24 protein-coding genes are annotated in these 25,216 nt (G+C 70.2%); 15 read left to right on the top strand and 9 right to left on the bottom strand.

Annotated elements, in window-relative coordinates; translation table 11 throughout:
- The first annotated feature begins 111 nt into the window (after positions 1–111).
- Both CT688_RS17530 and lpdA read left to right on the top strand, forming a co-directional pair.
- Positions 112–264: a hypothetical protein gene (locus CT688_RS17530; protein ID WP_182612061.1), complete on the top strand. Its 153-nt coding sequence runs from the start codon at positions 112–114 to the stop codon at positions 262–264.
- Positions 265–387: 123 nt separating this feature from the next.
- A complete protein-coding gene (gene lpdA / locus CT688_RS13900; protein ID WP_107757382.1) occupies positions 388–1,782 on the top strand; it encodes a dihydrolipoyl dehydrogenase in 1,395 nt (464 codons plus the stop codon).
- Positions 1,783–1,923: 141 nt separating this feature from the next.
- On the opposite strand, the gene CT688_RS13895 is transcribed toward lpdA, so the two are convergent.
- The gene (locus tag CT688_RS13895) at positions 1,924–2,700 is read right to left on the bottom strand and encodes a hypothetical protein (RefSeq protein ID WP_107757381.1); all 777 of its coding nucleotides are present in this window, start codon (positions 2,698–2,700) and stop codon (positions 1,924–1,926) included.
- A gap of 226 nt (positions 2,701–2,926) precedes the next feature.
- On the opposite strand from CT688_RS13895, the gene CT688_RS13890 reads away from it, so the two are divergent.
- Both CT688_RS13890 and CT688_RS13885 read left to right on the top strand, forming a co-directional pair.
- The gene (locus CT688_RS13890; protein ID WP_107757380.1) at positions 2,927–3,655 is read left to right on the top strand and encodes an HAD family phosphatase; all 729 of its coding nucleotides are present in this window, start codon (positions 2,927–2,929) and stop codon (positions 3,653–3,655) included.
- Complete coding sequence (locus CT688_RS13885) at positions 3,652–6,153, top strand: glycoside hydrolase family 65 protein (RefSeq protein WP_107757379.1); 2,502 nt, start codon at positions 3,652–3,654, stop codon at positions 6,151–6,153. The genes CT688_RS13890 and CT688_RS13885 overlap by 4 nt, the downstream gene beginning before the upstream one ends.
- Positions 6,154–6,470: 317 nt before the next feature.
- Here the strand turns inward: CT688_RS13885 and CT688_RS13880 are convergent, their stop codons facing one another.
- From CT688_RS13880 to ramB, 3 genes are all read right to left on the bottom strand, one after another.
- Complete coding sequence (locus tag CT688_RS13880) at positions 6,471–7,337, bottom strand: endonuclease domain-containing protein (RefSeq protein WP_231750351.1); 867 nt, start codon at positions 7,335–7,337, stop codon at positions 6,471–6,473.
- Positions 7,338–7,679: 342 nt separating this feature from the next.
- Positions 7,680–8,258 (bottom strand): carboxymuconolactone decarboxylase family protein, encoded by a 579-nt coding sequence (locus CT688_RS13875; RefSeq protein WP_107757377.1) that lies wholly within the window; start codon positions 8,256–8,258, stop codon positions 7,680–7,682.
- 5 nt (positions 8,259–8,263) lie between these two features.
- Complete coding sequence (gene ramB, locus CT688_RS13870; RefSeq protein WP_107757376.1) at positions 8,264–9,718, bottom strand: acetate metabolism transcriptional regulator RamB; 1,455 nt, start codon at positions 9,716–9,718, stop codon at positions 8,264–8,266.
- Between the two features lie 192 nt (positions 9,719–9,910).
- Between ramB and aceA the strand changes: the two genes are divergently transcribed.
- The 9 genes from aceA (at position 9,911) to CT688_RS13825 (ending at position 19,293) form a co-directional block, all read left to right on the top strand.
- Positions 9,911–11,200: an isocitrate lyase gene (gene aceA / locus CT688_RS13865; RefSeq protein WP_107757375.1), complete on the top strand. Its 1,290-nt coding sequence runs from the start codon at positions 9,911–9,913 to the stop codon at positions 11,198–11,200.
- Between the two features lie 158 nt (positions 11,201–11,358).
- Positions 11,359–12,279 carry a 3-hydroxybutyryl-CoA dehydrogenase gene (locus tag CT688_RS13860; RefSeq protein ID WP_107757374.1) on the top strand — a complete coding sequence of 307 codons (921 nt, stop codon included), beginning with the start codon at positions 11,359–11,361 and terminating at the stop codon, positions 12,277–12,279.
- Between the two features lie 5 nt (positions 12,280–12,284).
- Positions 12,285–14,585 (top strand): 5-methyltetrahydropteroyltriglutamate--homocysteine S-methyltransferase, encoded by a 2,301-nt coding sequence (metE, locus tag CT688_RS13855; RefSeq protein WP_107757373.1) that lies wholly within the window; start codon positions 12,285–12,287, stop codon positions 14,583–14,585.
- A 77-nt stretch (positions 14,586–14,662) separates the two neighbouring features.
- Positions 14,663–14,971 carry a hypothetical protein gene (locus CT688_RS13850; protein WP_107757372.1) on the top strand — a complete coding sequence of 103 codons (309 nt, stop codon included), beginning with the start codon at positions 14,663–14,665 and terminating at the stop codon, positions 14,969–14,971.
- A gap of 89 nt (positions 14,972–15,060) precedes the next feature.
- Complete coding sequence (locus CT688_RS13845) at positions 15,061–16,269, top strand: DUF445 domain-containing protein (RefSeq protein WP_107757371.1); 1,209 nt, start codon at positions 15,061–15,063, stop codon at positions 16,267–16,269.
- Between the two features lie 164 nt (positions 16,270–16,433).
- Positions 16,434–16,955, top strand: coding sequence for a helix-turn-helix domain-containing protein (locus tag CT688_RS13840; RefSeq protein WP_107757370.1), 522 nt, complete (start codon positions 16,434–16,436; stop codon positions 16,953–16,955).
- A gap of 78 nt (positions 16,956–17,033) precedes the next feature.
- Entirely contained in the window at positions 17,034–18,152 is a 1,119-nt protein-coding gene (locus CT688_RS13835) for a hypothetical protein (protein WP_197431430.1), read from the top strand.
- A 152-nt stretch (positions 18,153–18,304) separates the two neighbouring features.
- Positions 18,305–18,586: a DUF2516 family protein gene (locus CT688_RS13830; protein WP_194860860.1), complete on the top strand. Its 282-nt coding sequence runs from the start codon at positions 18,305–18,307 to the stop codon at positions 18,584–18,586.
- Entirely contained in the window at positions 18,583–19,293 is a 711-nt protein-coding gene (locus tag CT688_RS13825) for a MerR family transcriptional regulator (RefSeq protein WP_107757368.1), read from the top strand. Before CT688_RS13830 ends, CT688_RS13825 begins: the two co-directional genes overlap by 4 nt.
- Before the next feature lie 24 nt (positions 19,294–19,317).
- Here CT688_RS13825 and purU read toward each other — a convergent pair whose 3' ends face one another.
- Positions 19,318–20,184, bottom strand: coding sequence for a formyltetrahydrofolate deformylase (gene purU, locus CT688_RS13820; protein WP_107757367.1), 867 nt, complete (start codon positions 20,182–20,184; stop codon positions 19,318–19,320).
- Between the two features lie 52 nt (positions 20,185–20,236).
- Between purU and deoC the strand changes: the two genes are divergently transcribed.
- Positions 20,237–20,938, top strand: coding sequence for a deoxyribose-phosphate aldolase (gene deoC / locus CT688_RS13815; protein ID WP_107757366.1), 702 nt, complete (start codon positions 20,237–20,239; stop codon positions 20,936–20,938).
- A gap of 56 nt (positions 20,939–20,994) precedes the next feature.
- Here deoC and CT688_RS13810 read toward each other — a convergent pair whose 3' ends face one another.
- The 4 genes from CT688_RS13810 to CT688_RS13795 all read right to left on the bottom strand — a co-directional run bounded on the left by CT688_RS13810 (position 20,995) and on the right by CT688_RS13795 (position 23,960).
- Complete coding sequence (locus CT688_RS13810) at positions 20,995–21,942, bottom strand: NADP-dependent oxidoreductase (RefSeq protein WP_107757365.1); 948 nt, start codon at positions 21,940–21,942, stop codon at positions 20,995–20,997.
- A gap of 73 nt (positions 21,943–22,015) precedes the next feature.
- Positions 22,016–22,519, bottom strand: coding sequence for a metallophosphoesterase (locus CT688_RS13805; RefSeq protein WP_107757364.1), 504 nt, complete (start codon positions 22,517–22,519; stop codon positions 22,016–22,018).
- A 20-nt stretch (positions 22,520–22,539) separates the two neighbouring features.
- Positions 22,540–23,376: a DUF2993 domain-containing protein gene (locus CT688_RS13800; RefSeq protein WP_107757363.1), complete on the bottom strand. Its 837-nt coding sequence runs from the start codon at positions 23,374–23,376 to the stop codon at positions 22,540–22,542.
- Between the two features lie 83 nt (positions 23,377–23,459).
- Entirely contained in the window at positions 23,460–23,960 is a 501-nt protein-coding gene (locus CT688_RS13795) for a DUF2505 domain-containing protein (RefSeq protein WP_107757362.1), read from the bottom strand.
- A 39-nt stretch (positions 23,961–23,999) separates the two neighbouring features.
- Here CT688_RS13795 and CT688_RS13790 point away from each other — a divergent pair, with 39 nt between their 5' ends.
- Positions 24,000–25,160 (top strand): UDP-N-acetylmuramate dehydrogenase, encoded by a 1,161-nt coding sequence (locus CT688_RS13790; protein ID WP_370446314.1) that lies wholly within the window; start codon positions 24,000–24,002, stop codon positions 25,158–25,160.
- Positions 25,161–25,216 lie beyond the last annotated feature (56 nt).

Genomic DNA, 25,216 nt, shown 5'->3' with positions numbered 1-25,216 from the left:
AGGCTCTTGTTACCGAGCCGTAGCGTCAGTACCATCAACGACATGCAGGGGTCGCCTGACCCGGCCATTCTCGAACCCCTCGGGAATGCACTCGATAAACGGAGATACACAATGGGTTCTCTCAGCCTCGGTTCGGTCACCGACTCCCTCGGCAACGCCACCGGTACCGGAAGCTCCACGCAGACGATCACCGACCAGATCGCCGATACCATCGGCAACCTCGTCGCCACGGCGCTGAAGTCGGTCCTGGGCAACCTGTCCTGATCGCACCCGACGCGGGTACCGTCGCCGCCCCTCCCCCCGGGAGGAGGCGGCGACGGTCATTTCGGGTGGGGTTCCGCATCGCTCCGGCTCATCCGGGCCGCCCGGAGCGCTACCCTGTGTGGCGTGGCTGACACTCATTACGACCTCATCGTCCTCGGCGCGGGCCCCGGTGGCTACGTCGCCGCAATCCGCGCCTCCCAGCTCGGCCTCAAAGTGGCCGTGATCGAGGAGAAGTACTGGGGCGGGGTATGCCTCAACGTCGGGTGCATCCCCTCCAAGGCGCTTCTCCGCAACGCCGAGCTGGCCAACACGGTGCTGCGTGAGGCCAAGACCTACGGCATCTCCGGTGATGTGTCCTTCGACTTCGGCGCGGCCTACGACCGCAGCCGGAAGGTCTCCGAGGGCATCGTCAAGGGTGTCCACTTCCTCATGAAGAAGAACAAGATCACCGAGATCGACGGCTTCGGCAGCTTCACCGACGACAAGACGATCGAGGTCGACGGCACCGCGTACACCTTCGACAACTGCATCATCGCCACCGGCTCCGTGGTCAAGACGCTCCCCGGAATCGAGTTGAGCGAGAACGTGGTGGACTACGAGGACCAGATCCTCTCCCGCGAGCTCCCGGACTCGGTCGTGATCGTGGGTGCGGGCGCGATCGGCATGGAGTTCGCCTACGTCATGGCCAACTACGGCGTCGAGGTGACGATCGTCGAATACATGGACGGCCTCCTGCCGAACGAGGACGCCGAGGTCTCCAAGGAGATCGCCAAGCACTACAAGAAGCTCGGGGTGAAGGTCCTCACCGGCCACAAGACCACCAAGGTCACCGACAACGGCGACTCGGTCGAGGTCGAGGTCGAGAAGAACGGCGACGAGGGCAAGGCCCAGACGCTGACCGTGGACAAGGTGCTGATGGCCGTGGGATTCGCGCCCCGCGTCGAGGGTTACGGGCTCGAGAACACCGGCGTGGAGCTCACCGACCGCGGCGCCATCGCGATCGACGACCACATGCGGACCAATGTCGAGGGCATCTACGCGCTCGGCGACGTCACGGCCAAGCTGCAGCTGGCCCACGTGGCCGAGGCGCAGGGCGTCGTGGCGGCGGAGACCATGGCCGGCGCGCCGACCCAGACGCTGGGCGACTACCGGATGATGCCCCGCGCCACCTTCTGTCAGCCGCAAGTGGCCTCCTTCGGGCTCACCGAGGCGCAGGCCCGGGACGAGGGGTACGACGTCAAGGTGGGCAAGTTCCCGTTCTCGGCCAACGGCAAGGCCCAGGGCCTCGGCCACGCGGTCGGGTTCGTCAAGATCGTGGCCGACGCGACGCACGGTGAGCTGCTCGGCGGGCACCTCATCGGCCCCGACGTCTCCGAGCTGCTGCCCGAGCTGACGCTGGCCCAGATGTGGGACCTCACCGCCGAGGACGTGGCGCGCAACGTGCACACCCACCCGACGCTGTCGGAGGCCATGAAGGAGGCCATCGAGGGCGTCAGCGGGCACATGATCAACCTGTAGGGCGCCGCCCGGCTCTGTCGGCGACAGGCCGGGGGCCGACGAGAAGAGCGTTCCGCGCACCGCCTCCGGGGCGACGTGCGCGGAACGCTCTCTTCGTATGACCGGGGTGCCGTCGCCGGCTGAGGTGCCGGCGACAGCCTGCTACTCGGCCGTCGCGATCTTGGCCATCTGCGCCTGGTAGATGGCATCCAGCGCGCCGTCCGCGGAGGGCAGGACCGGGTTGGCCGCCGGGTCGTTGCCGCGGGCCGCGTACTCCACGCTCACGGTGGTCTCGCGGGTGTAGCCGTGGATCGCGATGGCCCGGCTCAGCGAACGGGTGCCGTCGGGCCGGGTGGTGATGAAGTCGCTGGTCACCCGAAAGCCCTCGACGCCCTCGAGGGCTGGGGCGTCGTCCACGGTCATGACGAGCTCGACGTCCGGGTTGGTGGTGCTCCGCGAGGAGGTGCAGGCCTCGTACAGCGAGCGGTCCATGAAGTCGTCGAGCTTCTCGCCCACCATGCCGATCCCGAAACGGTGCTCGGTCTCGTCCTCCTCCGACTGCTTGTACCGCACCGCCGCGGTCAGGCCGTCGGTGGTCGCGAAGTTCGAGACCGTCTCCAGTCGGGAGACCCTGTCGCACGCCGGGTCCTCCATGAGCTGCTTGCCCTGGTCGGCGACGAGCTTGTCGACCGCCTCCTGGAGGAGAGCCGGCTCGATCACCTGCACCACACCGCCACCGGGGGCCTCGCCCTCGCCCAGGACCAGCTGGTCGAGAGGTGCCTGGGGCGCGGACTCGTTGACGGTCGTCGTGGTCTGGGCGTCGCCCGAGGCGTCGCCGTTCCCTTCGTCGTCGGACGTGCAGGCCGTCAGTGCGGCCGCGGTGACCAGTGCGAGGCCGGCGATCGCGACACGGCGGGGATTGCGGGTGCGAAGTCGCATCTCTCTCCTTCTAGTACAGAGTCATCGACCATAGTGCCACCGGGTACCCGACAACGGTGCATTGTCGCCCGCGTGGAGGCATGGTGATCCGCCCTCCACCCCCGCGCCTCAGTGAGATGGGCCGCACGGGGGGAGGTGATGGGCTCGGTCCCCGGGCCGGGTGTCTACCCTTGATGCGTCACCGGTTGAGCCCGATCGGCCCACCGACCCGGAAGCAGGATTCGACATGGACCATGACGGCATCGATGCTGTGCTCTTCGACCTCGACGGGGTCATCACCCCGACCGCCGAGAAGCACATGCAGGCGTGGAAGCGGATGTTCACCGCCTACTTCGCCGACCGCGGGATCGCCCCGTACTCGGACTCCGACTACTTCCACTACATCGACGGCAAACCCCGCGTGGAGGGTATCGCGTCGATGCTCGCCGCGCGCGGCATCACCCTCCCCGAGGGCGACGACGAGGACTCGCCCGACGCGGACACGATCAACGGCCTGGGTCAGCGCAAGAACATCGTCTTCCGCGAGCTGCTCGACGAGGGGATCGAGCCCTACCCGGGGTCGGTCGCCTACCTCGACGCCCTCGACGCCGCCGGGATCGCCTCCTGCGTGGTCTCCAGTTCCAAGAACGCACGCCCCGTGCTCGAGGCGGCCGGATTGCTGGACCGTTTCGAGGTCATCGTCGACGGCCTGATGGCCCAGGCGGATCGGATCCCCGGCAAGCCCCGCCCGGACACCTACCTTCGGGCCGCAGAACTGCTGGGCGTGCCCGCGGGCCGTTGCGCGGTGATCGAGGACGCCGTCTCGGGCGTGCAGGCCGGCGCCGCCGGCGGGTTCGCGCGCGTCGTCGGTGTGGATCGCGGTGCGGGGCGTGAGGTACTGCTCCGAGAGGGTGCGGACATCGTCGTCGACGACCTGGCGGACCTCATCCCCGGGCTCACGGAGGCACGGTCATGACACCCGTCCCCCCCGGACGCGGCCCGGTCCACGACACGATCGGGCAGTCCGTCCCCGGCAACATCCGGACGACCTACGGCGTCAACCTCCGCAGTCACCTGGAGGTGCCGGAGATCAACCGCTCCACACACCCCGCGGACCCGTGGCGCTGGGTGGAGACCAACCCCAAAGCCACTGCGCTGGGCGTCTCCGAGACGCAGTTCGCCGTGGCCAACGGGTATCTGGGCATGCGCGGCAACCCGGAGGAGGGCCGCGACTCCCACACCCACGGCACCTACGTCAACGGATTCCACGAGACCTGGCACATCCAGCACGCCGAGGACGCCTTCGGGTTGGCGCGCGAGGGCCAGACCATGGTGGAGGCCCCCGACACCAAGACCATCCGCGTCTACGTGGACGACGAGCCGCTGCGCGTGAGCGAGGCCGACCTCGAGCACTACGAACGCAGTATCGACTTCCGCGACGGGATCCTGCGCCGCGAGCTGACCTGGCGGACCCCGGCCGGCAAGAAGGTGGTCATCCGCACCACTCGCATGGTCTCGATGGTGGAGAAGCACCTCGCGGTGATGACCTACGAGATCGAGCTCCCCGAGGAGCCGGCGCCGGTCGTGATCTCCTCGCAGGTCCTCAACCGGCAGGACGGCGAGGACGAGTACCACTCCGCCGAGACCGTGCCCGAGGGGTTCGATCCGCGCCGGTCGGACGGCTTCGACCACCGGGTGCTCGAGCCCGTGGTCTCCGCCGGCCAGCGCGGGTACCAGGTGCACGGGTACCGCTGCGCCAACTCCGGGATGTCGATCGCCGTGGCCGTGGACCACGAGGTCGAGACCGAAGACGAGATCGCGATGAGCGTGGAAAGCGATGACGACGCGTCCAAGGTCGTCTACCACGCCCACGTCACGCCCGGCCGCGTCCTGAGGCTGACCAAACTGGCCGCCTACCACACCTCCGAGAAGGTCCCCGCCGGTGAGCTCGCCGACCGGTGCGCGCGAACCCTGTCCCGGGCGCGCGACCGCGGAGTGGAGGACCTGCAGCGCACGCAGCGCGACTGGTACGACCACTTCTGGCACCGCGGGGACGTGGAGGTCGACGGCCCGCCCGAGACCCAGCAGGCCATCCGATTCAACCTGTTCCAGCTGGCCCAGGCCTCCGCGCGCGCCGAGACCTACGGGATCGCCGCGAAGGGCGTGACCGGGAGCGGCTACTCGGGTCACTACTTCTGGGACACCGAGACCTACGTCCTGCCGTTCCTCACCTACACGATGCCGCGCTTCGCCCGGAACGCCCTGCGCTTCCGTTACTCGATGCTCGACAAGGCCCGCGCCCGCGCCCGCTTCCTGTCCGTGAACGGCGCGCTCTACCCGTGGCGGACGATCAACGGCGAGGAGGCCTCCGCCTACTACGAGGCCGGCACCGCGCAGTACCACATCAACGCCGACATCGCGCACGCGATGGTCAAGTACCTGTGGGCCACCGGTGACGAGGAGTTCATGATCCGCGAGGGTGTGGACGTGTTGGTCGAGACCGCCCGGATGTGGGTCTCCCTCGGGTTCTTCGCCGAAGACGGGTGTTTCAACATCCACGGCGTCACCGGGCCCGACGAGTACACCACCGTGGTGGACAACAACCTGTTCACCAACGCCATGGCGCGGTTCAACCTGGCGGCGGCGGCGGTCGCCTGCAAGCGCATCGCCGAACTGGGTGACGGCCGGTGGGCGGCGATCTGCCGGCGGCTGAGGATCGACGACGGCGAGATCGCGGAATGGCGGCGTGCCGCCGAGAACATGGTGATCACCTACGACGAGACCCTCGGCGTGCACCCGCAGGACCAGGACTTCCTGGCCAAGGAGGTCTGGGACCAGGATCTCGAGCACCCGCGTCGCCCGTTGCTGCTGCACTTCCACCCTCTGGTGATCTACCGGCACCAGGTGCTCAAGCAGGCGGACGTGGTGCTGGCGATGTTCCTGCGGGGCGACGAGTTCACCGAGGAGCAGAAGCGGGCCAACTTCGAGTACTACGATCCGCTCACCACGGGTGACTCCACTCTCTCGGCGGTCGTGCAGTCGATCATCGCCGCCGAGATCGGCTACTGCGACGAGGCCTTCGAGCACTTCTCCAAGGCGCTCGTGGTGGACCTGGCGGACGTGCACGGCAACGCCGCACACGGGATCCACGTGGCCTCGGCGGGTGGGGTGTGGTCGGCGCTCGTGAGCGGGTTCGGCGGGATGCGCGACTACCGCGGCGACATCTCGTTCGACCCCCGGGTGCCGGCCGAATGGGGCGCGTTGACGTTCCGGCTGACCGTGCGCGGAACGCACGTGCGGGTCCGGTGCACCCACACGGAGATCACGATCGTCAACCTCAACGGTGCGGATTTCGACTGCACCGTGCAGGGGCGGGCGGTGACGGTCCCCGCCGGCGAGACGCTGTCGTTGGAGCTGGACGAGCGGGCGCGTGCCTGCCTGACCCGCGCCGAGACCATCGCCGGGGAGCGCTGAGGGCAGCGCCGGGGCGGGGAGGCTGAACCGGGGAGCGGAGGCCCGGCGCCCGCGCCCGCGCCCGCCCGGCCCGGCGCCCACCCCGCCCGGCCCGGCGCCCGCGCCCACTCGGCCCGGCGCCCGCGCCCACTCGGCCCGGCGCCCGCCCCCGCCCGGCCGACTTGTGCGCCGTCTTCGTCCTACGCGCTCGGAATGTCCGCGAGAGGGATGGGTGCGCTGGCGAAATGGACCAAAGAGCCCGCGCACCTGGGCTCGCCGCCGGGGAATCGGGCCAGGTGAGGCGGGAAGCTCCGGCGCGGGCGCGCGACGCGGAGGGGTCAGGCGACGAAGCGGGAGGAACGCTGCGCGTACGCCGCCTCAACCTGCCGGAGCAGGTCGTCTCGCCGGGTACGGAGAATCCTGTGGTCGACGCCGATGACGATCCAGCCGGCCGCGAGGAGGCGGTTCCGACGGAACCGGTCCTTCGACTGCTGCGCCGGGTGTTCGTGGTGCGAGCCGTCGTACTCGACCGCGATCTTGTGAACGGGGTCAGCGAGATCGAGGCGGTAGTCGTCCCCCACCTCGACCTGCGGTATGAACCTCGTGAACCCCGCGTCCCTGAGGAACAACCTCGCCTCGGTCTCCATGGGTGACTCACTGCGACGGTCGGCATCTGCGAGTACCCGTCGTGCTCGTGCGACCCCCCAGGTGCCGACGTGTTCGTCGACAACGTCGCGTAGCTCACGGTCCGAGAATCCGTGTCGGTAGAAGTGCTCCACCGCGAGGACCCCGGCCAGGTGGTCGTTGAAGCGGGCCAGGTCGAAGGCGGTCCACCGACGGCTGGTGACGGCGACGCCCCGCTTCTGCTCCACGGCCGATGGCGGCACCCGGTACCGACGAAGGCGCAGACCCGAGCGCGTTCTGCCGCTGGGGCCGACGCACAACTCCGGAACCGCGTCGTCCGGGGCGTCGATCCCGTGGAGTGCCGCTGCCGACCAGCCGGTGAGGACGCCGTCCGGGTACAAGCGCGAGTACGCCACCGACTTGGTCTCGAAGGTGAGCGGGAGAGCTACCGGCAGCCATAGCTCGTCCGCGATCTTGAGGTACTCGCGCTCTCGTCGGCGACGGGGAAGGGCGGTCAGCTCGCGGCTGAGTCGGGCAGAGGAGAGGACGGGATGTTGCGGTCCCGGGCGATGGCGTGTCATGCCGGTGATCATGCACGCCGCGAACGAGCGGATCCGTCGTGGATTCGACGATCCCCGTTCGTCTGTGGGGAGCCGACACCGCTTGTGGACACACGAGCCTCGGCCGCGGGGGCCGGCCGATCACGACCCAGAGGGAACTCGCCGGTTCAGCGGGAGCCCACGTGTGCTGCGCGAATGGACCAGAGGGGGCACGTAACCCAGGGGTGGGCGTGCAGAGAGGACGCGCAGGGCAAAGGGGGCGCGCAAGCCAAGGGGGTGGGCGTGCAGAGAGGACGCGCAGGGCGAAGGGGGCGCGCAACCCAGGGGTGGGCGTGCAAAGGGGACGCGCAACCCAGGGCGGGCTCAGCGGGGGCGGTCGGGCTGGATCCGCAGGGCGTGGAGGGTCGTGGCCAAGCCGTCATACTGGGCCACCAGCTGCACCAGGCCCACGAGCTCCGCCTCGGTCAGGTGCGTGGCCACCTCCGCCCACGTGTCGTCGGCGATGTCCTTGGTCCGCACGAGCTCGTCCACCGCGGTCAACACCGCCCGCAGTCGATTCGGCCACCCGGCGGACCGGGGATCGTGCAGGGTGCGGGCGATCTCGTCGTCGTCGAGCCCCACCCGCGCGCCGATCCGCTCGTGGTGGGCCCGTTCGTAGGCGCTGTCCCGGAGGTGGGCGACGCGCAGGATGACCAACTCTGTGGTCCGGCGGTCGAGGACCCCGAAGGGCATCATCATCCCGGAGTAGGCCAACCACGCGGGGAACAGTCGGCGTGCGCGGCCGAGTGTGGCGAACAGATGGACGTCGCGGCTGCCGGTGACGCGGGCTCCCACGCGGTTGACGGCCCAGCCCACCGGACCGAGTTCGCGGAACCCGCCGGGGCGGATTCGGGGCCGGCCCGGGTCCCCGGGGTCACTGTCGGTGTGGTGTGCCTGGCTCATGGCCGTCAGGGTAGGGCAGGGGAGGTCGTCCGGGAGTGGGGATCGTCGAGCAGATACGGCGAGAGCGACGATCGATGCGCATCGACCCTGAGTGTGCGGTTGAGCGGCGGGAAGGCCCGCTGGGGGCAGGCGGGTCTCTCGCACATGCGGCACCCGGATCCGATCTTGGTGGCGGCGTCGGCGTCGGCGAGGTCCAGACCCTGCGCGTAGACGGTGCGGTGGGCGTGCCGGGCCTCGCAGCCCAGACCGATCGCGAAGGTCTTGCGGGGTTGGCCGAACCGCATGGGCCGGGTGGTCACGGTCCGCGAGACCCACAGGTGCAGGCGGCCGTCGGGCAACTCCGCGACCTGCCGCATGATCTTGCCGGGGAACGAGAAGGTCTCGTAGACGTTCCACAACGGGCACGTGCCGCCCGAGGTGGTGAAGTGGACGCCGGAGGCCGACTGCCGCTTGGACATGTTCCCCGCGCGGTCCACCCGCACGAAGCTGAAGGGCACCCCGGCGGCGCCCGGGCGCTGGAGCGTCGACAGGCGGTGGCACACGGTCTCGTAGCCCGTCGCATAGAAGGTCATCAGGCGTTCGACGTCGTAGCGGAAGTCCTCGGCGGTGTCGAGGAAGCGCTGGTAGGGCATCAGTACGGCGGCGGCGAAGTAGTTGGCCAGCCCGCGCTGGGCCAGGGAGGCGGCGGCGGGGGAGCTGAAGGCGCCGTCGGCCACCAGCTGGTCGAGCAGTTCGTGGTGCTCGAGGAACGCGAGCTCCGATGCCACGCGGAAGGCCTGTTGCCCCCCGGTCAGGTGCGCGGACAGGTCGAGCCGACGGTCGCGGTCGGAGTAGCGGTGCCACAGGCCGTCGGGCAGGTCCACGCGGCGCGCGACCCGGACCCCGTGGGTCTCGGCGAGCCGGTTCTCGAGCTCGGCGCGGACGTCGCCGCGGTTCATCCGGATCCGGGTGGTGAGCTCCTCGGCCGCGGTGTCCAGGGAATCGATGTAGTTCTGGCGCTGGTAGAAGTAGTCGCGCACCTCCTCGTGGGGCATGGCCAACGCGAAGGTGTCCGTGTCGTCGGACAGGGCGTTGCGACTCTCGGTGAGGGCGGCGAGGAGGTCGGCCGAGTTCCGATACCTCTGGTTCAGCACGGCGAAGGCGCGCGCCAGCGACGGGTGGGCACGGACCAGGTCGACCACCTCACCCGCGGGGACGCCGGCGGACACCTGGGGGTCGGACAGGGCCTCGGTCAGTTCCGCGATCAGCCGGGTGTCGGCGTCCGAGGCGAAGAAGGTCGAGTCGACCCCGTACTCCTCGGACAGCCGGGCCAGGACCCGGGAGGTGACCGGGCGCGCGTCCTTCTCGAGCTGGTTGAGATAGCTGGCGGACAGCCCCAGCGTCTCGGCGAACGCCGCCTGGGTAAGCCCCTGCTCCTCCCGCAGGCGTCGCAGGCGTGCGCCCATGTGAGTGGTGGTCATCGTCGGCTCCCGCGGTCGGTGGTGTGCCCCACATTCTTCGCAAAGTTTGCAATCGACGCAAGGAAACTCGCCAGATTCGCATAACTCGCAGGTAGACGGGCTGCGATGAGTGTGGCATCCTTTCGAAGTACAGGACGCCGCGCTCGCAATCGTGCGAAGCCGGCTCCGCCCCCGAGACAGGAAAGAGTCGCGATGTCGAACGTTGGCAAGGCACGTACCGCTGCAGAGATCCAGCAGGACTGGGACACCAATCCCCGCTGGAAGGGCATCACCCGCAACTACACCGCCGAGCAGGTGGCGGAGCTGCAGGGCACCGTCGTCGAGGAGCACACCCTCGCCCGCCGTGGCGCGGAGATCCTCTGGGACAAGGTCAACAACAAGGACTTCGTCAACTCCCTCGGCGCGCTGACCGGCAACCAGGCCGTGCAGCAGATCCGTGCGGGCCTCGAGGCCGTGTACCTCTCCGGCTGGCAGGTCGCCGGCGACGCCAACCTCTCGGGCCACACCTACCCGGACCAGTCGCTGTACCCGGCCAACTCGGTCCCGACCGTCGTGCGTCGGATCAACAACGCGCTGCTCCGCGCCGACGAGATCGCCCGCATCGAGGGTGACACCACGGTGGAGAACTGGCTCGCCCCGATCGTCGCCGACGCCGAGGCCGGCTTCGGTGGCGCCCTGAACGCCTACGAGCTGCAGAAGGCCATGATCGCGGCCGGCGCCGCGGGCGTGCACTGGGAGGACCAGCTCGCCTCGGAGAAGAAGTGCGGCCACCTCGGTGGCAAGGTGCTCATCCCGACCAACCAGCACATCCGTACGCTGACCTCGGCCCGTCTGGCGGCCGACGTCGCGAACGTCCCGTCGGTCATCATCGCGCGCACCGACGCCGAGGCCGCCACGCTCATCACCTCCGATGTCGACGAGCGTGACCGCCCGTTCATCACCGGCGAGCGCACCGCCGAGGGCTTCTACAACGTCAAGAACGGCATCGAGCCCTGCATCGAGCGCGCCAAGGCCTACGCCCCGTTCTCCGACCTCATCTGGATGGAGACCGGCACCCCGGACCTCGAGTACGCCAAGCAGTTCGCCGAGGCCGTCAAGGCGGAGTTCCCGGACCAGCTCCTGGCCTACAACTGCTCGCCCTCCTTCAACTGGAAGGCGAACCTGGACGACGACACGATCGCCAAGTTCCAGAAGGAGCTCGGCGCGATGGGCTTCAAGTTCCAGTTCATCACGCTGGCCGGCTTCCACTCGCTCAACTACGGCATGTTCGACCTGGCCTACGGGTACGCCCGTAACCAGATGACCGCGTTCGTCGACCTGCAGCAGCGCGAGTTCAAGGCCGCCGAGGAGCGTGGCTTCACCGCCGTCAAGCACCAGCGCGAGGTCGGCGCCGGCTACTTCGACCGCATCGCCACCACGGTCGACCCCAACACGTCCACCGCGGCGCTGAAGGGCTCCACCGAGGAGGGTCAGTTCCACTGACCCCCAGGATCGCCCTCCGGTAGGGCGACCAGCACCATGGCACCACCACACCGGGGGCCGGGATCGTCTCCACGAGGCGGCCCCGGCCCCCGGTCGTGTCCGTGCACTCCGGGCCCGTGCCCGGACCGACCACCCGGTTCGAGAAGGACGTGTCGTAGATGCCCACCACCCGCGAGGTAGCCCCGGAGCCGGGGTCGATCACCCGCGTGGGAGTGGTCGGCTCCGGCCGGATGGGGGCGGGGATCGCCGAGGTCTGCGCGCGCGCCCACGTCGACGTGCTGGTGTGGGACTCCACCCGGGACCTCGCCGAGGCGGGCCGGTCCCGCATCCTCGCCTCCCTCGACCGGGGGGTCTCCTCCGGGAAGATCACCCGGCGCGAGCGTGACCAGGCCGCACTGCGGCTGCGGTTCACCACCGACCTCGGGGACTTCGTCGACCGTCAGCTGGTGATCGAGGCGATCGTCGAGGACGAGGCGGCCAAGGCGGCGGTGTTCCGTGAGCTCGATCAGGTGGTCACCGACCCGGAAGCGGTCCTGGCCTCCAACACCTCGTCCATCCCGATCATGAAACTCGCCTCCTGCACCGCCACTCCGCGGCGCGTGATCGGCATGCACTTCTTCAACCCCGTCCCCGTGCTGCCCCTGGTCGAGCTGGTGAGCACGCTGGAGACGGGCAGGTCCGTGCGCGAGCGCGCCGAGGCGTTCGCCGAACAGGTCCTGGGCAAGCAGGTGGTGCACTCCGCTGACCGGTCGGGCGCCGTGGTCAACGCTCTGCTCGTGCCCTACCTGCTCTCGGCCATCAGGATGGCGGAGTCCGGGTTCGCCACCCCGGAGGACATCGACAAGGCGATGGTGCTGGGGTGCGCCCACCCGATGGGGCCGCTCTCCCTGGCCGACCTCGTGGGCCTGGACACGGTCAAGGCGATCGCCGAGTCGATGTACGCCGAGTTCCGTGAACCGCTGTACGCACCGCCGCCCCTGCTGCTGCGGATGGTCGAGGCGGGACGGCTGGGCGAGAAGAGCGGCCACGGCTTCTACCGTTACGACGTCCCCCGAGCAGCTGCCCGGGCCACCCGCTGACCGCCGTGAGACGGGAGCTCGAACGCTCACACCTCGCGCTCACCCGCGCGTCCAGCGTGCTGGGGTACCCGCGCATCGGCCCACGGCGGGAGCTCAAGCGGGCGCTCGAGCGATACTGGCACGGGGACGGCACACGGTCCGAACTCCTGTCCGTGGGCCGCCGGATCCAGGAGTCGACCTGGCGGGAGCTCCGGGACACGGGGCTGACGCAGATCCCCGGCAACACCTTCTCCTTCTACGACCACATCCTGGACGACGCCCTGCTCATCGGCGCCGTCCCGCACCGTTTCACGGACCTGGTGCGTGGCCTGTCGCCGGTGGACACCCAGTTCGCACTCGCGCGCGGCCGCGCGGACGTGGCTCCACTGGAACTGGTGGCGCTCCAGGGCACCCCGTACCACTACCGTCAGCCCGAGTTCGAGGACTCCTCCGTGCTCGGCCTGGCGCCGGGGGCGCTGCTGGCCGAGGTCGCCCGCGCGCACGAACTGGGGATCGACATCCGGCCGGTGGTCACCGGGCCGGTGTCGCTGCTGCTGTTGAGCAAGGCCTCCCCCACCGCAACACGCGGGTTCCAGCCGATCGAGCTGCTCGACCGGGTGCTCGGACAGTACGAGAGGCTGCTGGAGGTCCTGGCGGAGGCGGGCGTGACCTGCGTCCAGTTCGACGAACCCTGTATGACCATGGAACGCACTCCCGGCGAGGTCGAGCGGCTGCGTCACGCCTATGACCGGTTGTCCGCGTCCCCCACGCGTCCGCGGATCCTGGTCACGGGCCAGTACGGGGACCTGGCCGAGGCGCTGCCCGCGCTCGCGTCGACCGGGGTCGAGGCGATCGGTCTCGACCTGGTCCACGGGTACCGGACCCCCGACGACCTCGCGGCGGTCCCGGGGCTCGCGGACAAGCGGCTCTACGCCGGTGTGGTCGACGGCCAGAACGTCTGGCGCACGGACAAGTTCGAGGTGCTCGAGTATCTGAGGCGGCTCAAGGACACCTTCGCCGACCTGGTGGTGTCGACCTCCTGCACGTTGCTCCACGTGCCCTACGACGTCGGGGCCGAGGAGGACCTGCCCGCGGAACTGGGGGACTGCCTGGCCTTCGCGCGCCAGAAGGTCGCGGAGGTGGTGTCGCTGGCCGACGCGGTGGTCGACGGCCCGACGCCGCGGTGGCGTCCGCTGCCGGAGCGGCCCAGTGCGCGCAGGCCGGACGTGCGGGCCAGGACGGCGGCGGTCGACGACGACGACAAGCTCCGCATGCCCTACCCGGAGCGGGCTCCGCTGCAGGCGGCGCGTCTGGGGCTCCCGATCCTGCCCACCGCGACCCTCGGGTCGTTCCCGCAGACCGTGCAGATCCGCAGGGCCCGCCGGGACCTGGCCGACGGTCGCATCGACTACGAGCGTTATCGCGGCTACCTGCGCGACGAGATCGCCTCGGTGATCCGCCTGCAGGAGGACATCGGTCTCGACGTCCTGGTGCACGGTGAGGTCGAGCGCAACGACATGGTGCAGTACTTCGCGGAACTGCTCGACGGGTTCGCGGCGACCCGGCACGGATGGGTGCAGTCCTACGGGTCCCGCTGCGTGCGCCCACCGATCCTGTACGGGGACGTGGCGCGTCCCGCGCCGATGACGGTCGAGTGGACCGGGTACGCGCAGACCCTCACCGACCGACCGGTCAAGGGGATGGTGACGGGACCGGTGACGATGCTCGCCCGGTCCTTCTGCCGGACCGATCTCGCGCTGTCCGAGGTGGCCACCCAGTTGGCCCTGGTGGTCCGGGACGAGGTGGCGGACCTGGAGGACGCGGGGTTGGCGATCGTGCAGATCGACGAGCCGGCGATCCGCGAGCTGCTGCCGCGGCGCGGGGCGGACAGGCGTGCCTATCTCGAGTGGGCGGTGGCCACGTTCCGCCTTGCCTCCGCAGGCGCCGGTCCGGACACCCAGATCCACACCCACCTGAGCTACTCGTCCCTGCAGGTGATGAAGGAGGCGATCGAGGGGCTCGACGCGGATGTGACGGCGATCGTCGCGACCCGGTCGATCGACTGGGTCCTGGACGCCCTCACGGACCACACCCTCACGCGGCAGGTCGCCCCGGGCGTCTACGAGTCGAGATCGGGGTTCGTCCCCGACATCGACCTGCTCCACGAGAGGTTGCTCGAGGCGGTCGCGGCGGTGGGGGTGGACCGACTGTGGGCGGTCCCGGACGGCGGCCTCAAGACCCGCTACACCTGGCAGCTGGAACCGAGTCTGCGCAACCTCGTTACCGCCGCGCGACGAATCCGCCGGGCGGTTGCCCCCGGGACCTGAGGTTCCAATAGAATCGGGACAAGCAACTCCCGTGCCGCGGCGCCCGGGATCGGTAGTAGACGAAAGAGGACGACATCATGGCCGGTCAGACCCTCGAGCACACTGGTGCTGCCATCGTCGAGGAGTACTACCCGACGTACGCCACCGAGGTGGCGCCGACCTACCCGCTGTACTCCACCGAGATCTACGCCGGGTCGGCCATCATGCTGCTGGCGATGAGCATGCTGGGGCTGCCCATCACCGCGCTCGCCTTCTACGTCGACGACATGGACGTGTCCCTCGGTCTGGTCGTGGCGGCGGTCGTGGCCACGGTCGTCGTCTTCGTCGTCGGCCTCGCGGTGTGCATGGTCGGTTTCCGTAAGTACGGACGCAAGGACGCGCACTGACGCTCGACCCGGTCACCGCGGCGGGTGGGCCCGCCCTGGTGGCGGGGGACCCGGCCACTGATGCGGAGCGCAGGTCTGCTCTCCGCCGCATGAAGCTGGTCGCGACGGGGTTTCTGGTCCTGGCCGGGATCATCTTCCTGTTCGCCGAGTACTCGTTGTCCAACGGGGCCGGGGCATGGGCCGGGTACGTGCGTGCGGCGTCCGAGGCGGGGATGATCGGCGGGCTCGCGGACTGGTTCGCCGTGACCGCGCTGTTCCGGCACCCGCTCCGCATCCCGATCCCCCACACGGCTCTCATTCCCAGGAAGAAGGACCAGCTGGGGGCCTCCCTGGGGACCTTCGTGGGCGAGAACTTCCTCGATCCCGAGATGGTGAGCGAGAAGGTCCGCAGTGCGAGGATCCCCGCACGGGCGGGCGAGTGGCTCCAGGACGAGGACCATCGTGCGATCGCCTCCGACCAGTCGGCCAAGGCGATCCGGTCCGTCCTGGCGGTCCTCCGTGACGAGGACGCCACGGCGATCATCGAGCGGACCATCGTCGCGCGTATCGCCGAACCGCAGTGGGGCCCGCCGGCGGGACGGATCCTCGGCGAGCTCCTCGCCGAGGGCCGGCACCTGCCGCTGCTCGATCTCATGGCCGACCGGGCCCACGAGTGGGTCGAGGCGCACCCGGAGACCATCGACCGCTGGGTCCGCGAGAAGGCGCCCACCTGGGCGCCACAGTTCGTCAACGAGCTCCTCTCCGATCGCGCCTACCGCGAACTGCGCGAGTGGACCTGGCAGATCAAGGTGGACAAGCAGCACGCCGTCCGCCTCGCCCTGATCGGGTTCGTCGAGGATTTCGCCCGCGACCTCCAGCAGGATCCGGCCACCATGGCCAAGCTCGAGACCTTCAAGGCGGAGGTGATGAACCGCGAGGAGGTCCGTCGTGCGGCGGCGTCCGCCTGGACGGCCGCCAAGCGGATGATCGTCGAGGCCACCGAGGACTCCTCGTCGACCCTCCGGGTGAAGATCGACGACCTCCTGCGCCGACTGGCGGACATGCTGGTCGACGACGAGAAGGTCCGCGCCCGCCTCGACGACTACATGACCCGGACCGCCGCGTACGTGGCCGTGAACTACTCCGGTGAGGTGACGTCGATCATCTCCGAGACGGTGGAGCGCTGGGACGCGGACGAGGCGTCCGAGAAGATCGAACTTCTCGCGGGCAAGGACCTGCAGTTCATCCGGATCAACGGCACGCTCGTGGGTGCGCTGGTGGGTCTGGTCATCCACCAGTTCACCCTGCTCATCTTCTGAGCTGCTCTTCTGATCTGCGCGTCCCCTGCCTGCTCGTTCCCCGACCGCTGTGCTCCTCCGGGGTGTGATCCATTACACGCCCCACCCCGCTTGCTGCTGCTAGCACTCGTTGCTAGCGTTGTGTGCAGACAACGTGAGATGCACGGCGAGAGGAGGTGGACTCCATGGCCGAGAAGCGAGGCCGGGAGAGCGGTCGACAGCCTGAGTCCGCCTCCGCGCAGGCGGCCGAACCGACCGCAGCGACTCTCGCGCGGAGGTCCAAACCGACAGGCGAGGTCCCCCGTCACGACGGTGTCGCCCCACAGGGTGACCACGACAGGCGTGCGTCCGAGTCACAGGACATCGGGTCGTTCATCCGCGCACAGCGGGAAGCCGCCGAGGTGTCCATCCGGCAGCTCGCGGAGCGGGCCGGCGTCTCCAATCCGTATCTGAGTCAGATCGAGCGGGGCCTGCGCAAGCCGTCCGCCGAGGTGCTGGGTCAGATCGCACGAGGTCTGAGGTTGTCCGCCGAGGTGCTCTACGCGCGCGCCGGAATCCTCGAACTGAAGGAGGGGAGCCCGGTGAGGGACGCCATCCTCACCGCGCCCGACCTCACCGAGCGTCAGAGGGAGGTGCTCGTGGAGATCTACGAGTCGTTTCTGTCGAACAACGCGATCGCCGCCGACCAGGTCGTCGACGTGCACTGAGCCCGTCCGACGGCGGCCCGGCAGGGCCACGTGACATCCGAACCCGCAAGACCTGCAGACAACGATCAAGGAGCCGACATGAGCCAGAAGAAGCCCGTTTCCAAGAAGACCCCCGCCCAGGCCGCCGCCGCCCAGGCGGAGTCGCAGTCCAACCCCAAGGGCGGTGCACCCAGCGGACCGCTGGGGCAGGCGCTGTCCGCGGTGCGTACTCCGGTCTACGCCTACGTCGGCGTCAACGACCTCGCGGTCCAGGCCGTGTCCGGCCTGGTCTCCGACCTGCGTCGTCGCGCCGAGGACGCCGTCACCGAGGCTCAGACCAAGGTGAACGAGCGGGTGACCGGCGTGCAGAACCGGGTGACCGAGCGCGTGGCCGACGTGCAGAACCGCGTGAACGAGGTTCCTGACCGCGTGCAGGCGCTGCCGGCCGAGGTCGAGGAGCTGGTGAACCGCTTCCGCCCGGAGGAGCTGCGCAAGGTCGCCGACGCCTACGTCGAGGTCGCGGCCGGCATCTACGGCGGGCTCGCGGCCCGTGGCGAGGACGTCGTGGCTCGCCTGCGCGAGGAGAACCCGCAGCTCGAGGCCGGTCTGGCCCGCGTCAACGAGCAGGTCGCCCGCGCCGCCGGTGCCGTGGAGGAGCAGGTCGAGCTGGGCGAGGACGCGCTCGGTACGGTCGCCCGCCAGACCCGCTCCATCGGGGTCAAGGCCGCGGGCCGCGTGTCCAAGGCCGCCCGTCAGGCCGCTGAGGAGACCGGCACCGCTGCCGACAAGGCCGCCGACAAGGTCGAGGACGCCGCGTACGCCGCTTCGGACGAGGTCCAGAGCGGGGCCGCGAAGGTCGAGGCCAGGACGGCCCAGGCCAAGAAGACGACCGCGAAGAAGGCCCCGGCGAAGAAGGCTCCCGCCAAGAAGGCCCCGGCCAAGAAGACGGCCTCCAAGAGCACTGCCTCCAAGACCACGGCGTCGAAGCAGACCTCGGCGACCAAGTCGGCGTCGGCGGCCAAGAGCACGCCCTCGAAGAGCACGCCCTCGAAGACCACGCCCTCGAAGACCACGGCCTCGAAGACCACGCCCTCCAAGAGCACTGCCTCGAAGCCGGCGTCGGGCTCGACCTCGGGTTCGGCCACGGGCTCGACCTCGGGTTCGACCGGCTCATCGTCGTCCTCCGCCGGCACGTCCTCTGATTCCGGCTCCAACTGAGCCACCGCGGCTGAGGCCGCGGTCCGCCGCCCCCCGGCCCGCTCGACCAGAGCGGGCCGGGGGGCGGCGTCGTCCGGTCGTCGCGTCACCGCGAATCCACGCCGTGAACATCCACTTCGGACGTTGCGGACGCGGCGACTACACTGGGCGCCGTGATTGAAGCATTGCCCGGAACCTGGGGCCTGATCCAGGTGGCCATCCAGGCCGCCCTCGTGGCGTGGGCCCTGGTCGGCCTGGTGTTGGCCGTCCTCCCTCCCGCGTCGGCGTATTCGATCGAGGGCAAGTGGCCTAAACCCGCCTGGATCGGAATCTGCGCCGCCGCCGCCCTGTTCTTCGCTATCCGCCCGTTCGGCATCCTCGGGATCGTGGGGATGGTCGCCGTCGGCGTCTTCTTCGCCGATGTCAGACCGGCCGTCGGCGGCAGGCGCAGGTGAGTTCGAGGAGGTCCGCGCCGCTGCAGCGCATCGACGAGCTGGCGGAGACCTCCGGCGCGACCGTCCGCAACATCCGCGTCTACCAGGAGCGCGGACTGCTCCAGCCGCCCATCCGCAAGGGCCGGACCGCTCTGTACGGGCCCGATCACCGCAGCCGGCTCGAGATGATCCTGCGGCTGCTCAACCGGGGCTACACGTTCGCCACGATCGAGGAACTGCTCATCGCGGAGCGGCACGGGTTCACGCTCGCGGAGTTGCTCGAGGTCGAGAGTGTGCGGAGCGAGCGCAGACCCACCGGGTCCCGCCGGCGGCGCACCCGATCGGAATCACAGGCGGTCGCGTCGTTCGACATCCCCGAGACGTTGAAGGAAGTGGGGGAGTCGATCGGCCTGGTCACCGAACCGGGCGCGGCCGGCCATCTGCTCTCCGACGCCTATATCGCCGAACTCCTGCGGGACCTCATCGTGCTCGGCGTGGACGCGGACGGAATCGAGAAGATCGGTCGTCTGGTCATGGAGGGGCAGGGCAGGGCGGTCGAGGCGATCACCGTGTTGGTGGAGGCCCTCGGTGATGCCGGGATCGACAAGGCGGTACTGGAGAAGCGGGTCCGGTCGACGCTCCCCAGGGCGGGCACGGCCGCGCGGCTGATCTTCCTGTCCGCCGCCGAGACCCTGCTCGCCGAGCGCCACGGATTCTCCCGCGACTAAAGCCCCCGCCCGGAGGGGCCCGCGTCAGGTGAACACGACGGTCCGCGCATCGTGCACGAGGACGCGATCTTCCAGGTGCCACCTCAGGCCGCGGGCCAGCACCAACTTCTCCGCGTCGCGGCCCTGCCTGACCATGTCCTGCACGGTCGCGGCGTGATCCACGCGGATGACGTCCTGCTCGATGATGGGCCCCTCGTCGAGATCGGCGGTCACGTAGTGGCAGGTCGCCCCGATGAGCTTGACGCCCCGGATGTGAGCCTGGTGGTACGGGCGTGCACCCACGAAGCTCGGGAGAAAGCTGTGATGGATGTTGATCGCTCGACCGGCCCAATGGGTGCACAGGTCATCGGGCAGGACCTGCATGAAGCGGGCCAGGACGATCGCGTGCGGGTCGACGGCGTCGACGATCGAGGCCACCTCCGCGAACGCGGGGGCCCGTTCGGCCGGATCCGCCGGGAAGGGCACGTGGTGGAACGGGATGCCGTGGGCCTCGGTCATCCCACGGAGGGTGTCGTGATTGCCGATCACCGCACGGATGCGAGCGGGGAAGTCCCCACTGTCGACCCGACCCATGAGGTCGTGCAGGCAGTGCCCCTCCTTGGACACGAGGACGACGATGTCCTTCGGCTCGGCGGAATCGGCGATGTTCCAGTCCGTCTCCGGCCCGAGCTCGGCCGCGACACGGGCGAAGCGCCGACGCAGTTCGTCGAGGTCCATCCCGATCGATTCCGCGTCCACGGCCTGGCGGGTGAAGAACCAGCGGGAGTTCTCGTCCGCGTGGTAGGCCGCCTCCACGATGGTGCCGCCGAGCTCGGCGAGGAACGTGGCGATGCGGGCGACGATGCCGATGCGGTCGGGGCAACCCAGCGAGAGGACGAAACGGCGTGACATGAACGGTCATTGTGCCAGCAGGGGGGCCGGGGAGCCCCGCTAGGCTGACCGTATGGACGCCACCCCACGGACTCACCTGACCCGCGACCGCGTCGCGGCGATGATCGATCACACGCTGCTCTCCCCGGACGCGTCCCGGGAGGACGTGCAGGCCTGCGTGGACGAGGCCCGTGACCTGGCGGTCAAGGCGGTGTGCGTGAGCCCGGCGATGCTCCCGGTGCGGGCGGAGGGCCTGACGGTGGCGACGGTGGCGGGCTTCCCGTCCGGCAAGCACCACTCCCTGGTCAAGGCCATGGAGGGCCGATTGGCGGTGGACCAGGGCGCTGTCGAGGTGGACATGGTGATCGACGTGGGTGCGGCGATCGCCGGGGAGGTCGACGAGGTGATGGCCGACGTGCTGACGATGCGGGACGCCGTCCCCCCGCCCACCGTGATCAAGGTGATCCTGGAGACCGCCGCGATCCACCGGGCGCTGGGTGAGGAGGCGGGGGACCGGCGGATCGAGGAGCTGTGCCACGCCGTCGCGCGGGCCGGGGCGGACCTCGTCAAGACCTCCACCGGGTTCCACCCGGCCGGTGGCGCCAGCGTCCGGGCGGTCGCCGCCATGCACCGCGCGGTGGGCGGCCAGCTCGGCATCAAGGCCTCGGGGGGGATCCGCGACGCCGACACCGCCCGGGCCATGATCGGCGCGGGCGCCACCCGGCTGGGGCTGAGCGGCAGTCGCGCTGTGCTCGAGGGGTTCCCCGAGGGCTGACGCCGCCGCCCGCCGCCCGGGCCGGCGACTTCCGCCCGCCGCCCGGGGCCGCCACCTCAGTCGAGCGTGAGGACCATCTTGCCGGTGGTCCGGCCCGTCTCCCCGCGCCGGTGCGCCTCCGCCGCCTGCTCGAGTGGAAAGACGTCGGAGACGCGGGCCCGCAGCGCACCCCGGTCCACGAGGTCGGTGACGGAGAGCAGGTCGTGCCGGGAGGAGTCGACGAGCATGCGGATCGCGCGCACACCCAGGTCGTCGGCCTCGCGGAGGAGATCGTCCGACCCCACCGGGAGGATCGACACCAGGATTCCGCCGGGGCGCAGGGTGCGCAGTGAACGCGAGGACGTGTCGCCGCCGAGAGTGTCCAGCACGGCGTCCACGTCGCCGACCGCCTCGGCGAAGTCCACCTCGCGGTAGTCGATCGCCTCGTCCACGCCCAGCTCGCGCAGGAACTCGTGCTTGCCGGCGCTGGCGGTGCCGATCACGTACGCACCGCGTGCCTTGGCGATCTGGACCGCCACGTGCCCCACCCCGCCGGCCGCGGCGTGGATCAGCACCCGCTGCCCGGGCTGAATGTCGGCGTACTCCACGAGCGCCTGCCATGCGGTCAGCGAGACCAGCGGCAGCGCGGCGGCCTGCACGTGGTCGAGCGAGGCGGGCTTGGGGGCGAACCACGCCGCGGGAGCGGTCACGTAGTCGGCGTGGGCGCCGTGTCCGAAGGGGTAGGACAGCATCCCGTACACCTCGTCGCCCGGGGCGAATCGGGCCACCCCGATGCCGACCTCCTCGACGACCCCGGACAGGTCCCAGCCCAGCACGAACGGTGGCGCGCCGAGGAAACCGCCGTTCGCCCGGTGCTTCCAGTCGGTGGGGTTCACGCTGGCGGCTCTGACACGGACGAGGATCTCGTTGGTCCGTGGCTCGGGGCGGGGTCGGTCGGACACGACGAGGACGTCCGGTCCGCCGAGGGAGTCCTGGGTCACGGCGCGCATGGTGGGGGAGCTCATGCACCCAGGGTGACAGAATCCGACGAGCGCCGCCCTCGCGGGACTGTCGGTGGGGCTACCGGGCCCACCGGGCCTACCGGGCCGGCGGGAGTCGGTGCAGCGTGACGTCGTCCACCGTGCCGTCCGCGAGGGTGGCGGTCATGAACGTGCAGAACGGTTGCCGACGACGGTCGGTCGGGGACCCCGGGTTCAGCAGCCGCGGTCCCCCCGGCGCCACGGTGTCCCACGGGATGTGAGAGTGGCCGAACACCAGGACGTCGGTGTCCGGATAGGAGCCGCTCATGCGCCTGTCCCGCCCCGCCGTGGGGCCGGTCTCGTGCACGACCGCCAGACGCACCCCCTCGAGCGTCGCGCGGGCCACCTCCGGGAGCCGCTCACGCAGTTCGGGGCCGTCGTTGTTGCCCCAACACGCGATCAACCGCGCGGACCTCTCCTCCACGGCGTCGAGGAGCGCCACGTCCATCCAGTCACCCGCGTGCACCACCACGTCCGCGTCGTGGACCTCCGCCCACAGGCGGGGCGGGAGATCGCGGGCGCGCGTCGGCACGTGGGTGTCGGCGATGATCAGCAGGCGCACGGGCTCGGATGTGCCGCCCGCTACCGGGTCGACTCCAGGACGACGTCGCGCCCGCTGAGGTCGACCACCATGCCCCCCGGGACCACCCGGACCCCGGTGAGCTGCACGCCCTCCGGGAGCTCGGCGAGCGCGGAGTCCATCATCGAGACGGTGCCACCGAGCAGCTCGGGCGGAAGCGCGAAGCCGAGGATCGACGCCTGGGACGGATCCATCTCCAGATTGCCGCCGATCAACCTGGGGGTCACGACCGCCTCGGCGAGTCCGCTGATGGAGACGCGGAGCGTGCCCGAGGCCGGATCCGAGACGATCTCCTGCACCTGGATCAGGCCGCCGAGCATGCTGTCACCCGCGGAGTCCTGCTGCGCGGCCGCCGACATGGCCTGGTCGGAGACGAACGCGGTCCCGGTCAGCGAGTCCACGTAGGTGAGGTCGTCGGCGGACCGCACTCCCTCGGCGGTGATGTCGATCGCGGGGGCGGGTCCGCCCCCGTCCGCCGTCGGGCTGCCGTCGGTGGTGATCCGGACGGTGCCGAGGTCGCCCCCGAAGTAGGACAGGAGCACCGGGCGGGCGCCCAGGTCGACCTGCGCCGGGCTGCCGAGGGCGGTCGAGACCTCCTCCTGGATCCGGTTCTCCACCGCGTTGCGGGTGCCGAACTCGAGCCCCACCGCGCCCGCCACCAGGAGGATCACCGCGGCGACGGCGATCAGGGCGATCATCGGGCCGCGACGTCTCCCGCCGGTATCGCCGCGACCGGGCCGATCGGCGCCCGGCCCAGCGGCGAACTGCTGGGTCTCGGCGTTCTGGACGCCGGGTCGATCATGAGCGGGGAGTCTCTGGGTGTCGTGCCGCGGGTGCATTCCGCCAATTGTCGTCGATACCGGCCCGGATCGCAGAACCCCGGTTCAGCGCGTGCTCAGAACCCCGGGTTCGGTGCGGGGGGTCAGAGCGCGGCGGTCCAGCGGTTGAGGTGCTCGGTCTCGGCGTCGAAGAACCGGGTGAGGTGGGACACGACCAGCTTCTCGAGCTTGCCGCCCAGCAGCGGGACGGACACCTTGACCCGGCCCGATGCGGACTCGACCACCACGCCGTCCTCGGAGAGCGACTCCGAGCCACCGTCGATGATCCCCAGTCCACCCGCGGCCTCCGCCCGGGCGGAGGTGGTGAACCGGTTCCCGTCGAACTCGGCGTAGGTGCTGGTCCGCACGATGATCAAGCGGCCGGGCAGGACCTTGCGGGCCACGTCCGGGATGTCCTCGTCCGGGATGTGCTGGGTCACCGTCACGGTGGTGGAGTCCCCGGTGGTGACGAACTCGTCGAGGGAGTCCTCGGGGGTACCGATGGCGGCCAGGCGGTCGTGCCAGAAGGCCTCGTCGCCGTACGAGGCGAACACGGTCTCGAGGTGCGCGTCGATGCGGGCGGAGTGGGAGAAGCGGGTCGCCATGGGGTCAAACCCTACAAGGGGGCGGTTATCCTCGGACGCGTGCTCCCGCCTTCCTCCGATCGACGCCCGGCTGACCTCGCCGACGAGGTGATCCGCGGGCTGTCCACCGTGGCCGGTCTCCGGGTGGTCCCCGACTCCAGCCTGGCCGATCTCACCACCCTGCGGATCGGCGGTCGTCCCCGCGCGCTGCTGGAGTGCGAGTCCGCGGAGGCCGTCACGGCCGCGGTCGGCGCCCTCGACGCCGCCGGTGTGCCGGTGCTCGTCCTGGGCGGCGGGTCGAACCTGGTGATCGCCGACGGGGACCTCGAGCTGGTGGTGGTGGCCGTCCGCAACAGCGAGGTCCGCTACCGGGACGCGGGGACGGACGGCCCCGGGGGGATGATCGTCCGCGCCGGAGCCGGGCTGTCCTGGGACGAGCTGGTGGCGGACACCGTCGACCGCGGGTACGGCGGCCTCGAGTGCCTGTCCGGGATCCCGGGCTCGGTGGGCGCCACCCCGGTCCAGAACGTCGGGGCCTATGGCGTCGACGTCGCGCAGGTGCTGCACCGCGTGCGCTGGTACGACCGCGCCACCGGTACCGACGAGTGGGTCGGGCCCGACGCGCTGGGGTTGGCCTACCGCACCTCCGTGCTCAAGAACTCGTCGGCTGCGGTGGTACTCGAGGTCGAGTTCCGGCTCGACCCCGACGGTCGCAGCGAGCCGATCCGGTATGCCGAACTCGCCGGCCGGCTGGGCGTCGGGGCGGGGGAGCGGACCGACCCCGCGCTGGTGCGGCGCACCGTGCTCGAGCTGCGCCGGGGCAAGGGCATGGTGCTCGACGACGACGACGCCGACACCTGGAGCGCCGGGTCCTTCTTCACCAACCCGGTGGTCCCCGAGGACAGGCTCCCGGGGGTGCGGTCCCGGGTCTCCGACCGGCTCGGAGCCGAGCTGGCGGCGCAAATGCCCGCGTTCGCGGCGGCGGGAGGGGTCAAACTCTCCGCGGGCTGGCTGATCGAGCGGGCCGGGTTCGGCAAGGGGCATCCCTCGTCGTCGTCCCCCGCCCGACTGTCCACCAAGCACACGCTCGCGCTGACCAACAGGGGCTCGGCCACCGCCGAGGACGTGATCGCGCTGGCGCGCGAGGTCCGCGACGGCGTCATCGAGGCGTTCGGCGTGGAGCTGCACCCCGAGCCGGTGTGGGTGGGCTGCAGCATCTGAGCCGCCTCTCGCCACTGCGCCTCTCGCCACTGCGCCGCTCGCCGTGGCGCCGCTAC

The sequence above is a fragment of the Dietzia sp. JS16-p6b genome, assembly GCF_003052165.1.
GTDB lineage: Bacteria > Actinomycetota > Actinomycetes > Mycobacteriales > Mycobacteriaceae > Dietzia.
This window is presented reverse-complemented; position numbering and strand designations above follow the sequence as displayed.

What these genes read in the sequence shown, in the direction of transcription:
- CT688_RS17530 (WP_182612061.1), top strand. Translation starts at nt 112, where the DNA reads ATGGGTTCTCTCAGCCTCGGTTCGGTCACCGACTCCCTCGGCAACGCC.
- CT688_RS13895 (WP_107757381.1), bottom strand. Translation starts at nt 2,700, where the DNA reads ATGCGACTTCGCACCCGCAATCCCCGCCGTGTCGCGATCGCCGGCCTC.
- CT688_RS13890 (WP_107757380.1), top strand. Translation starts at nt 2,927, where the DNA reads ATGGACCATGACGGCATCGATGCTGTGCTCTTCGACCTCGACGGGGTC.
- CT688_RS13885 (WP_107757379.1), top strand. Translation starts at nt 3,652, where the DNA reads ATGACACCCGTCCCCCCCGGACGCGGCCCGGTCCACGACACGATCGGG.
- CT688_RS13880 (WP_231750351.1), bottom strand. Translation starts at nt 7,337, where the DNA reads ATGACACGCCATCGCCCGGGACCGCAACATCCCGTCCTCTCCTCTGCC.
- CT688_RS13875 (WP_107757377.1), bottom strand. Translation starts at nt 8,258, where the DNA reads ATGAGCCAGGCACACCACACCGACAGTGACCCCGGGGACCCGGGCCGG.
- ramB (WP_107757376.1), bottom strand. Translation starts at nt 9,718, where the DNA reads ATGACCACCACTCACATGGGCGCACGCCTGCGACGCCTGCGGGAGGAG.
- aceA (WP_107757375.1), top strand. Translation starts at nt 9,911, where the DNA reads ATGTCGAACGTTGGCAAGGCACGTACCGCTGCAGAGATCCAGCAGGAC.
- CT688_RS13860 (WP_107757374.1), top strand. Translation starts at nt 11,359, where the DNA reads ATGCCCACCACCCGCGAGGTAGCCCCGGAGCCGGGGTCGATCACCCGC.
- CT688_RS13850 (WP_107757372.1), top strand. Translation starts at nt 14,663, where the DNA reads ATGGCCGGTCAGACCCTCGAGCACACTGGTGCTGCCATCGTCGAGGAG.
- CT688_RS13845 (WP_107757371.1), top strand. Translation starts at nt 15,061, where the DNA reads ATGAAGCTGGTCGCGACGGGGTTTCTGGTCCTGGCCGGGATCATCTTC.
- CT688_RS13840 (WP_107757370.1), top strand. Translation starts at nt 16,434, where the DNA reads ATGGCCGAGAAGCGAGGCCGGGAGAGCGGTCGACAGCCTGAGTCCGCC.
- CT688_RS13835 (WP_197431430.1), top strand. Translation starts at nt 17,034, where the DNA reads ATGAGCCAGAAGAAGCCCGTTTCCAAGAAGACCCCCGCCCAGGCCGCC.
- purU (WP_107757367.1), bottom strand. Translation starts at nt 20,184, where the DNA reads ATGTCACGCCGTTTCGTCCTCTCGCTGGGTTGCCCCGACCGCATCGGC.
- deoC (WP_107757366.1), top strand. Translation starts at nt 20,237, where the DNA reads ATGGACGCCACCCCACGGACTCACCTGACCCGCGACCGCGTCGCGGCG.
- CT688_RS13810 (WP_107757365.1), bottom strand. Translation starts at nt 21,942, where the DNA reads ATGAGCTCCCCCACCATGCGCGCCGTGACCCAGGACTCCCTCGGCGGA.
- CT688_RS13800 (WP_107757363.1), bottom strand. Translation starts at nt 23,376, where the DNA reads ATGCACCCGCGGCACGACACCCAGAGACTCCCCGCTCATGATCGACCC.
- CT688_RS13795 (WP_107757362.1), bottom strand. Translation starts at nt 23,960, where the DNA reads ATGGCGACCCGCTTCTCCCACTCCGCCCGCATCGACGCGCACCTCGAG.